At 48.0% G+C, this 7,288-nt stretch carries 8 protein-coding genes and 1 pseudogene; 8 read left to right on the top strand and 1 reads right to left on the bottom strand.

The genetic code is table 11. The features are described 5' to 3' along the window. Positions 1 to 139, bottom strand: a pseudogene (locus GCWU000182_RS10450) (IS256 family transposase); the annotation flags it as partial. 449 nt (positions 140 to 588) lie between these two features. Here GCWU000182_RS10450 and GCWU000182_RS03735 point away from each other — a divergent pair. From GCWU000182_RS03735 to GCWU000182_RS03700, 8 genes are all read left to right on the top strand, one after another. Further along, positions 589 to 1,743, top strand: a complete 1,155-nt coding sequence (locus tag GCWU000182_RS03735) for an ABC transporter substrate-binding protein (RefSeq protein ID WP_023391424.1) — start codon at positions 589 to 591, stop codon at positions 1,741 to 1,743. 154 nt (positions 1,744 to 1,897) lie between these two features. Further along, positions 1,898 to 2,782 carry a branched-chain amino acid ABC transporter permease gene (locus GCWU000182_RS03730; RefSeq protein ID WP_035364027.1) on the top strand — a complete coding sequence of 295 codons (885 nt, stop codon included), beginning with the start codon at positions 1,898 to 1,900 and terminating at the stop codon, positions 2,780 to 2,782. 10 nt (positions 2,783 to 2,792) lie between these two features. Beyond that, the gene (locus GCWU000182_RS03725; RefSeq protein WP_023391422.1) at positions 2,793 to 3,752 is read left to right on the top strand and encodes a branched-chain amino acid ABC transporter permease; all 960 of its coding nucleotides are present in this window, start codon (positions 2,793 to 2,795) and stop codon (positions 3,750 to 3,752) included. Continuing rightward, positions 3,752 to 4,528 carry an ABC transporter ATP-binding protein gene (locus GCWU000182_RS03720; RefSeq protein WP_023391421.1) on the top strand — a complete coding sequence of 259 codons (777 nt, stop codon included), beginning with the start codon at positions 3,752 to 3,754 and terminating at the stop codon, positions 4,526 to 4,528. Before GCWU000182_RS03725 ends, GCWU000182_RS03720 begins: the two co-directional genes overlap by 1 nt. Then, positions 4,528 to 5,232, top strand: a complete 705-nt coding sequence (locus GCWU000182_RS03715; RefSeq protein ID WP_023391420.1) for an ABC transporter ATP-binding protein — start codon at positions 4,528 to 4,530, stop codon at positions 5,230 to 5,232. The genes GCWU000182_RS03720 and GCWU000182_RS03715 overlap by 1 nt, the downstream gene beginning before the upstream one ends. A 4-nt stretch (positions 5,233 to 5,236) precedes the next feature. Beyond that, a complete protein-coding gene (locus GCWU000182_RS03710; RefSeq protein WP_023391419.1) occupies positions 5,237 to 5,881 on the top strand; it encodes a CBS domain-containing protein in 645 nt (214 codons plus the stop codon). Between the two features lie 192 nt (positions 5,882 to 6,073). Continuing rightward, positions 6,074 to 6,415, top strand: coding sequence for a hypothetical protein (locus tag GCWU000182_RS03705; RefSeq protein WP_023391418.1), 342 nt, complete (start codon positions 6,074 to 6,076; stop codon positions 6,413 to 6,415). A gap of 401 nt (positions 6,416 to 6,816) precedes the next feature. After that, the gene (locus GCWU000182_RS03700) at positions 6,817 to 7,224 is read left to right on the top strand and encodes a DUF1310 family protein (protein ID WP_035364024.1); all 408 of its coding nucleotides are present in this window, start codon (positions 6,817 to 6,819) and stop codon (positions 7,222 to 7,224) included. The last annotated feature ends 64 nt before the right edge of the window (positions 7,225 to 7,288 follow it).

The raw sequence follows: 7,288 nt of genomic DNA, 5'->3' as shown, positions 1-7,288 counted from the left end.
GGATGAACTGGTGGCGTTCTTCTTCCATGTAGGCATTGAAGACGGTAATGGCCAGCGACTTCATGAGCGTGTTCATGTCACTGTTTAAAACTGCCTCTGTTAATTCTTCAAGTTTTAGGTTAATATTAAGGTAAGTCATGGTAATCTCCTCTTTCAATGTTTTCCGACAACTACATTGTACCAGAGATTACCTGGCTTTTTCTTTTTACACAATTATAGGGACTTAATCCGAAACTAGGTCAAAAGCTAAGAAAAGCTTCGAGCCAGTGGTCCACTCCATCGAGTGGACCACTAGCTCCCCGGAAATCGCCGAAAACGGGCCAAAAACTAGGAAAAGCTCCGAGCCAGTGGTCCACTCCGCCGAGTGGACCACTGGCTCCCCAAGAAACCACCCAAAACAGGCCACAAACCAGAAATCCCCCACCAGCCAGCCACCCAAAACGGCACCGATTCCGCGCCACATAAGGGCTAGACAAGAAAATGAGCAAAAGATTAAAAAACTTTAATAAAAGCATTGTAAAATAAGCCGGAGTAGTGTATACTTTTCTCATCATCATGATTTAGGAACCATATTTTAGGAGGTACACTATGAATTTTAAAAAGTTAGGAACAGCACTTTTCGCGGGTCTCTTGCTCGCATCCCCATTAGCAACTGTCTCAGCTCAAGACACTGTCAAAGTCGGCGGTAACTTCGAGCTCTCAGGGGCGGCTGCCGCTTACGGGACACCAATGGCTTATGGTTTGAAATTAGCTGTTAAGCAATACAATGAAGAAAACGGCGGTGTTAACGGCAAGAAAGTCGAAGCGCAAGTCGAAGACAACAAGTCTGATAAGACAGAAGCAGCCGCTGCTGCAACCAAATTAGTTGCTGCCGGCGTGGCAGGGATTGTAGGTCCTGCAACTACCGGGGATGCCTTAGCAGAAATTCCAGTCGCTAACGACGGCAAAACACCTGCTATCTTCCCTGCTGCAACTGGTAACGGGATTACCCTCGACTCTGCAGGCAAAGTCTACGACTACATCTACCGTGTCTGCTTCGAAGACTCCTTCCAAGGGGTTGCCGCTGCTAACTACTTAGCAGATACTCAAGGTTACAAGAAAGTCGTGCTCTTGGTTGACCAAGCGAACGACTACTCACAAGGTTTGGCTGACAGCTTCACTAAGCAATTCGAAGCTAAAGGCGGGACCATCGTAGCCAAAGAATCTTACCAAACGAACGATACTGACTTCTTAACTGTCTTGACTAACATCTCGACTCAAGACTTCGATGCCCTCTACGTACCAGGTTACTATACTGAAGCTGGTTTGATCATCAAGCAAGCGCGTGAACTCGGGATCGACAAGCCAATCGTTGGTGGTGACGGTTTTGCTAACGACACCTTGGTTGAATTAGCAGGTAAAGACAACCTTAACAACGTCTTCTACACTTCTCACTACTCTGACAAGAGCGATGACCCAGCAGTTAAGAAATTCGTAGAAGCCTATGAAAAAGAATACGGCAAGAAGCCAGATACTTTCGCAGCTCTTTCTTACGATGCGACTAACGTGCTCTTGCAAGCTATCAAGGATGCAGGCTCAACTGACCCACAAGAAGTTAACAAAGCCTTGGCTAAGATCAAAGACTTCAAAGGGGTAACCGGGACCTTCTCATTTGACGAAAAACACAACCCAGTGAAGACAGCGGTAATGCTCCACTTCGAAAAAGGTGAAGTTACCGAAGCTGTGAACGTGTCAGCTGAGTAATAGACAGCAGACCCCCTCATGCTAGTGTCGTATTGTTGCTTGGACATCCAGTCATAGCACAATACGACCTTTTTCATGGGGAAGTATGGCGCCTTAGCCTTAGGACTGCTATACTTAAGTTATAGCCATCATCTACAGAAAGGAGCTTATGCCTATGAACCTCCAGTGGTTCTTACAACAACTTTTTAACGGCTTGTCGACGGGGAGTATCTATGCCTTGATCGCCTTGGGTTATACCATGGTCTATGGGACCATCCGCTTGATTAACTTCGCCCACGGGGACATCCTCATGATGGGGGCCTTCTTCGGTTTCTATCTGGTTAATGTCCAGGGCATGGACTTCTACTTATCCTTAGCTTTAACCATGGTCTTCACCTCCGTCTTAGGGGTGACCATTGAACGGGTGGCCTACAAGCCCCTACGTAAATCGACTCGGGTAGCCGCCCTTATCACCGCGATTGGGGTCTCCTTCCTCTTAGAAAATGCCATGATCTATTTCTTCGGGCCAGAAGTCAAGGCCTACCCAACTAGCTTTAAGACCACCACCTTCAAAATCATGGGGGCGGTCATTAACTCCAAGCAAGTCCTAATCTTCGTGACCACTATCCTCTTAATGGTAGCCCTACAATTTATTGTTAAGTACACCAAGATGGGGAAAGCCATGCGGGCAGTTGCGGTCGATGAAGAAGCTGCTCAACTCATGGGGATTAACGTTGACGCGGTGATTTCCTTTACCTTTGCGCTAGGGTCTGCCCTGGCAGGGGTTGCCGGCGTCCTCTACGGTCTCTACTCCAACCAAATGGCGGCCACCATGGGCTTGACGCCAGGGCTTAAGGCCTTCGTCGCAGCCGTAGTCGGTGGGATTGGCTCCATTCCGGGTGCCATGGTCGGGGGTTACCTAATCGGTCTCTTGGAGACCTTCGTCTCCGCCTTCGGGGGTTCTGCCTTCAAGGATGCGGCCGTATATGCCCTCTTAATTGTTATCTTGCTCGTCTTGCCGGCTGGTCTCTTCGGTAAGAACGTCAAAGAGAAAGTGTAGGTGAAGCCACATGCAACGATTCCATCAACGCAACTTCGTTTGGTTGACGGCAGCCCTCTTGGGTTATGGCCTCTTGTGGCTCTTAACGTCGACTAACCTAATCGATTCCTACTACCAAATTACATTAATCAAAATTATGATTGATGTCATCTATGCCATCGGGCTTAACCTAGTCTTAGGGGTAGCCGGCCAGTTCTCACTGGGGCACGCGGCCTTTATTGCCGTGGGGGCCTACTCAGGTGCCATCTTCGCTACGCGTCATGCAGACCTAGGGGGTCTCTGGACTGGGATGCTGGTCGGTGCGGTAGTAGCCGCTGTCTTGGCTGTCTTAGTCGGGATTCCAACCTTGCGCTTACGCGGGGACTACTTGGCCATCGCCACGCTGGGTGTTTCTGAAATCATCCGGGTAGTCATCACCAACTACAAGACCCTAACCAACGGTCCGCAAGGGATTAACGCCATTCCTAAAGTGGCAACCTGGCCATTAGTTTACTTCTTCATGGTTGTGACCACTATCTTGATTCTCAACTACTTCTACTCCAGTGCGGGCCGGGCAACCTATGCCATCGAGCAAGATGAGATTGCCGCAGAGTCTATGGGGGTTAACGTGACTAAGTACAAGGTTATCGCCTTCGTCTTAGGTGCCATTACTGCCGCTATCGGTGGTGCCCTCTATGCTGGTAACATCGGGGTTGTCACCCCAGGGGACTTCACCTTCAACAAATCCATTGATGTCCTCATTATCGTCGTATTCGGTGGGATTGGGAGTTTCACCGGTTCCTTCGTGGCAGCCGTAGTCTTAGGGATTCTCAACACCCTCTTACAACCTTATGGGCAGCTTCGTATGGTCATCTATGCCATCGCCCTCATCCTAATCATGATCTTCAGACCGGGTGGTCTCCTAGGAACCTGGGAATTACGTCTAGGCTCCCTCTTAACCAAGAATAAAGCGAAGAAAGGAGCAGTCTAATGGCCTTACTAGAAGTCAATCAACTTACTAAAAACTTTGGCGGTTTGGCGGCCGTGTCCAACGTCTCCCTCAAGTTAGAAGAGCAAGAGCTTGTAGGCCTTATCGGTCCTAACGGGGCCGGCAAGACCACCTTCTTCAACCTCTTAACAGGCGTCTACGAGCCAACAGAAGGGACTGTCACCTTATCCACTGCTGATGGGGTCAAGACCTTGAACGGCATGGCACCTTATAAGATTAACCAACTAGGCTTGGCGCGGACCTTCCAAAACATCCGCCTCTTCAAAGACCAAAGCGTCTTGGAAAACGTCATGGTAGCCATGCACGGGCACAATCATGATGCCATCTGGTCCAGCATTTTCCGGACCAAGGCCTACTATGAGACAGAAGCTAAGATGAAGGCTAAAGCCTTAGAACTCTTGGAAATCTTCGACCTAGCCCAATACGCTCAAGACAAGGCTAAGAACTTGGCCTACGGTCAACAACGCCGCCTAGAAATCGTCCGGGCCCTGGCCACTGAACCTAAGATTCTCTTCTTAGACGAGCCAGCAGCCGGGATGAACCCTGCGGAAACCGCTGAGTTAACCGCCTTAATCGAACAGATTCGCCAACAATTTGGCTTGACCATCGTCTTGATCGAACACGATATGGCCTTGGTTATGGAAATCTGCCAACGCATCTATGTCTTGGAATACGGCCGACTCTTGGCCCAAGGCACGCCAGAAGAAATTCGTCAGAACCCAGATGTTATCCGGGCCTACCTAGGAGGTGACGCCTAATGTTACGTGTTGAGAACTTAGCCGTCAACTACGGCATGATTAATGCAGTCCGTGGCGTTAACTTCGAGGTTAACCAAGGGGAGATTGTCTCCCTGATTGGGGCCAACGGCGCTGGTAAGTCGACTATCCTACGGACTATCTCTGGTTTGATTAAGCCCGCTTCAGGGACTCTGACCTATGAAGGCCAGAACATTACCAAAACCAACGCCCAGAAGATTGTCCAGCTAGGAATTTCCCACGTGCCGGAAGGCCGTCACGTCTTCAAAGGCCTGTCCGTCCGCGAAAACTTGGAAATGGGTGCCTTCTTACGCAAGGACCGCTCTAATATCGAAGCAGATATCCAAGCTGTCTATGACCGCTTCCCAGTCTTGGGCGAGCGTCAGAAGCAAGATGCTTCCACCTTATCAGGTGGGGAACAACAGATGTTAGCTATGGGACGGGCCCTCATGTCCAAGCCTAAGCTACTTTTACTGGATGAGCCATCCATGGGCTTGGCGCCAATCTTCATCCAGGAAATCTTCAACATTATTCAACAGATTCAAGCTCAAGGGACCACCGTCCTCTTGATTGAACAAAATGCCAAGATGGCCCTATCCATTGCCAGTCGGGGTTACGTCTTGGAAACCGGTAAGATCGTTCTGAGCGGGACCGGCCAAGAGCTCCTCGAGAGCGACGCCGTCCAAAAAGCATACTTAGGAGGTTAAGCAAATGTACGTTAAAAACTATATGTCAACCGACTTGGTGACCATCACGCCAGATACCACTGTCATTAAGGCGCTGGACTTGATGCGCCAACACGACATTCACCGTTTGCCAGTCGTAGTCAAAGGCCAATTGGTAGGGCTCTTAACAGAGTCTGTGATTGCCAAGAACTCGCCTTCTACCGCGACCAGCCTGAGCGTGCATGAACTCAACTACTTGCTCAACAAGACGACAGCGGCAGACATTATGATTCGTCGCGTCATTACCACCAGCCCAGATGCCCTCTTGGAGCAAGCCGCTTCCGAGATGCGCAATATGGACGTCGGTGTCCTAGTTGTCATGGACCACGCCCAACTAGTAGGGATTATCACTGATAAGGATATTTTCGAAGCCTTCATTGACATCAATGGCTACTACACCCCAGGGACTCGTTTCGTGGTGGAAGTCGAAGATGACAAGATCGGTATTCTGGAAGACCTTGGTGAGACAACTGCTAAGCATAACTGGAGCATCACCCAAATGAACGTTTACCACTTGGATGACAAGACCAATGTGGTGGTTCACGTGGATACTCAAGATTCAGAAGAAGTCGCGCGCGTCTTCCAAGAAAAAGGCTACAAAGTGTCTGGTGTCTTTGTGAAGCCGGAATAAGCTTAATAGATGGAGGCTAAGAATTTCTTAGCCTCTTTTGCTTTGTATAGAAGAAAAATAGTTAAGTAAAGCGCACAAAATGGGGGTTGCCTACTATTGTAAAAGCCTTTTCAAAGGGCTATAATGAAGTTGAAGGTAGAAGTCGGACTTATTAGTAGATGCCTAATCAGAGAAGGGGAGGGGTGAGCGGGTATGAGAACCTTTAGAAAAGTCCTATGGGCCCTAGTGGCGGCTCAGTTGCTGTTTACACTTGTCTGTTACCTCGTGATTGCGCCTCAGCCAGTCGGCTTATTTAACTTGGATGCGCTTGGCTCGCATTACCGGCTCTTCTTAGAGCCCTTCGCTGTCTTCTCTTGTGGCCTAGGCTTGAGCTGGTTGGCCAGATGCTATCGACGTAGGAAGGGGATTAAAGCCTCCTTCCCGGGACTAGTGCCTTTTGAGACCTATTTGTTGCTGGGCATGCTGGTCTATTGCCTCTTTATGTCCTTCCTAATACTAGACCATAGCGGCGTCATGAAGATGCTGCAGGACTAATCAAAGCATTATAGAAGTGTTGCTAGCGTGACTAGCAAGACTTTTTATTTTGGGGGAGTGTGCCGGGTAGTATCCTAGCTGGCAGTTTATAGCCGGCTAAATAACTATTTCTATAATAATTAGTTGTCATTTCCTGCTGTATAAATTGTGAAATAAACACAACTAAAATATATGATGCGCTTACAAAACTTGATAAAATAATAATTCGGTGTTTACTCAATGTAACAAAATTCCAATTTCTATTGTATTTCTTAGAGGATAAGTAGTATAATATAGGAGTAACAAGATAGGGTGCAGCACACCCTATCGACTGCTAAGTAAGGACTGTGGAGGCTGGTGGGACCCGGCCTCTTTTTGCATATAGAGTGTACAATGAGATTGGAACGGATAGGATGGATAATATGGATAAGAAGCGAAAAAGCCTACTAAAGGGCTATAAAATAACTTTTGCTGCACTAGCCATCGGTATGTCATTGCTTTATGGTGGCATAGCAGTTCATCACTATATAGTCCATTCTCGTGCAGTTGAGATTGCTAAAAGACCAGGGGTAGCACAAAGTCTTGAGAAGGCCTTGATCAAGCTAGACTCTAAGGCTTTTCGCCAAGATGGGATAATACAAAGTTATGAAATTCAATTTGATCAGTCTGGCTTTACACCTGCTAACTGGTTAGAGGTTAATCTTGAGATTAATCAAAATCCCGACTTGTCTATCAACGCGCAGATTAAGTATGACACGCTCAAAGATGAGTACGAAATAGGGCCGATGACGATTAGTCAGAAATTATCTAAGTTACTAAAAGGCAATTAATAGGCTTGCCAAGCTATAGTGAACATGAATGGGCCTACTGGGCATTCACGGCAGACTTTTATTC

It is taken from the genome of Abiotrophia defectiva ATCC 49176 (genome assembly GCF_000160075.2).
In the GTDB taxonomy this organism is placed as follows: domain Bacteria; phylum Bacillota; class Bacilli; order Lactobacillales; family Aerococcaceae; genus Abiotrophia; species Abiotrophia defectiva.
The sequence above is the reverse complement of the archived record's forward strand: the minus strand, read 5'-3'. Positions and strand labels throughout refer to the sequence as shown.

What these genes read in the sequence shown, in the direction of transcription:
- GCWU000182_RS03710 (WP_023391419.1), top strand. Translation starts at nt 5,237, where the DNA reads ATGTACGTTAAAAACTATATGTCAACCGACTTGGTGACCATCACGCCA.
- GCWU000182_RS03715 (WP_023391420.1), top strand. Translation starts at nt 4,528, where the DNA reads ATGTTACGTGTTGAGAACTTAGCCGTCAACTACGGCATGATTAATGCA.
- GCWU000182_RS03735 (WP_023391424.1), top strand. Translation starts at nt 589, where the DNA reads ATGAATTTTAAAAAGTTAGGAACAGCACTTTTCGCGGGTCTCTTGCTC.
- GCWU000182_RS03720 (WP_023391421.1), top strand. Translation starts at nt 3,752, where the DNA reads ATGGCCTTACTAGAAGTCAATCAACTTACTAAAAACTTTGGCGGTTTG.
- GCWU000182_RS03725 (WP_023391422.1), top strand. Translation starts at nt 2,793, where the DNA reads ATGCAACGATTCCATCAACGCAACTTCGTTTGGTTGACGGCAGCCCTC.
- GCWU000182_RS03705 (WP_023391418.1), top strand. Translation starts at nt 6,074, where the DNA reads ATGAGAACCTTTAGAAAAGTCCTATGGGCCCTAGTGGCGGCTCAGTTG.
- GCWU000182_RS03730 (WP_035364027.1), top strand. Translation starts at nt 1,898, where the DNA reads ATGAACCTCCAGTGGTTCTTACAACAACTTTTTAACGGCTTGTCGACG.
- GCWU000182_RS03700 (WP_035364024.1), top strand. Translation starts at nt 6,817, where the DNA reads ATGGATAAGAAGCGAAAAAGCCTACTAAAGGGCTATAAAATAACTTTT.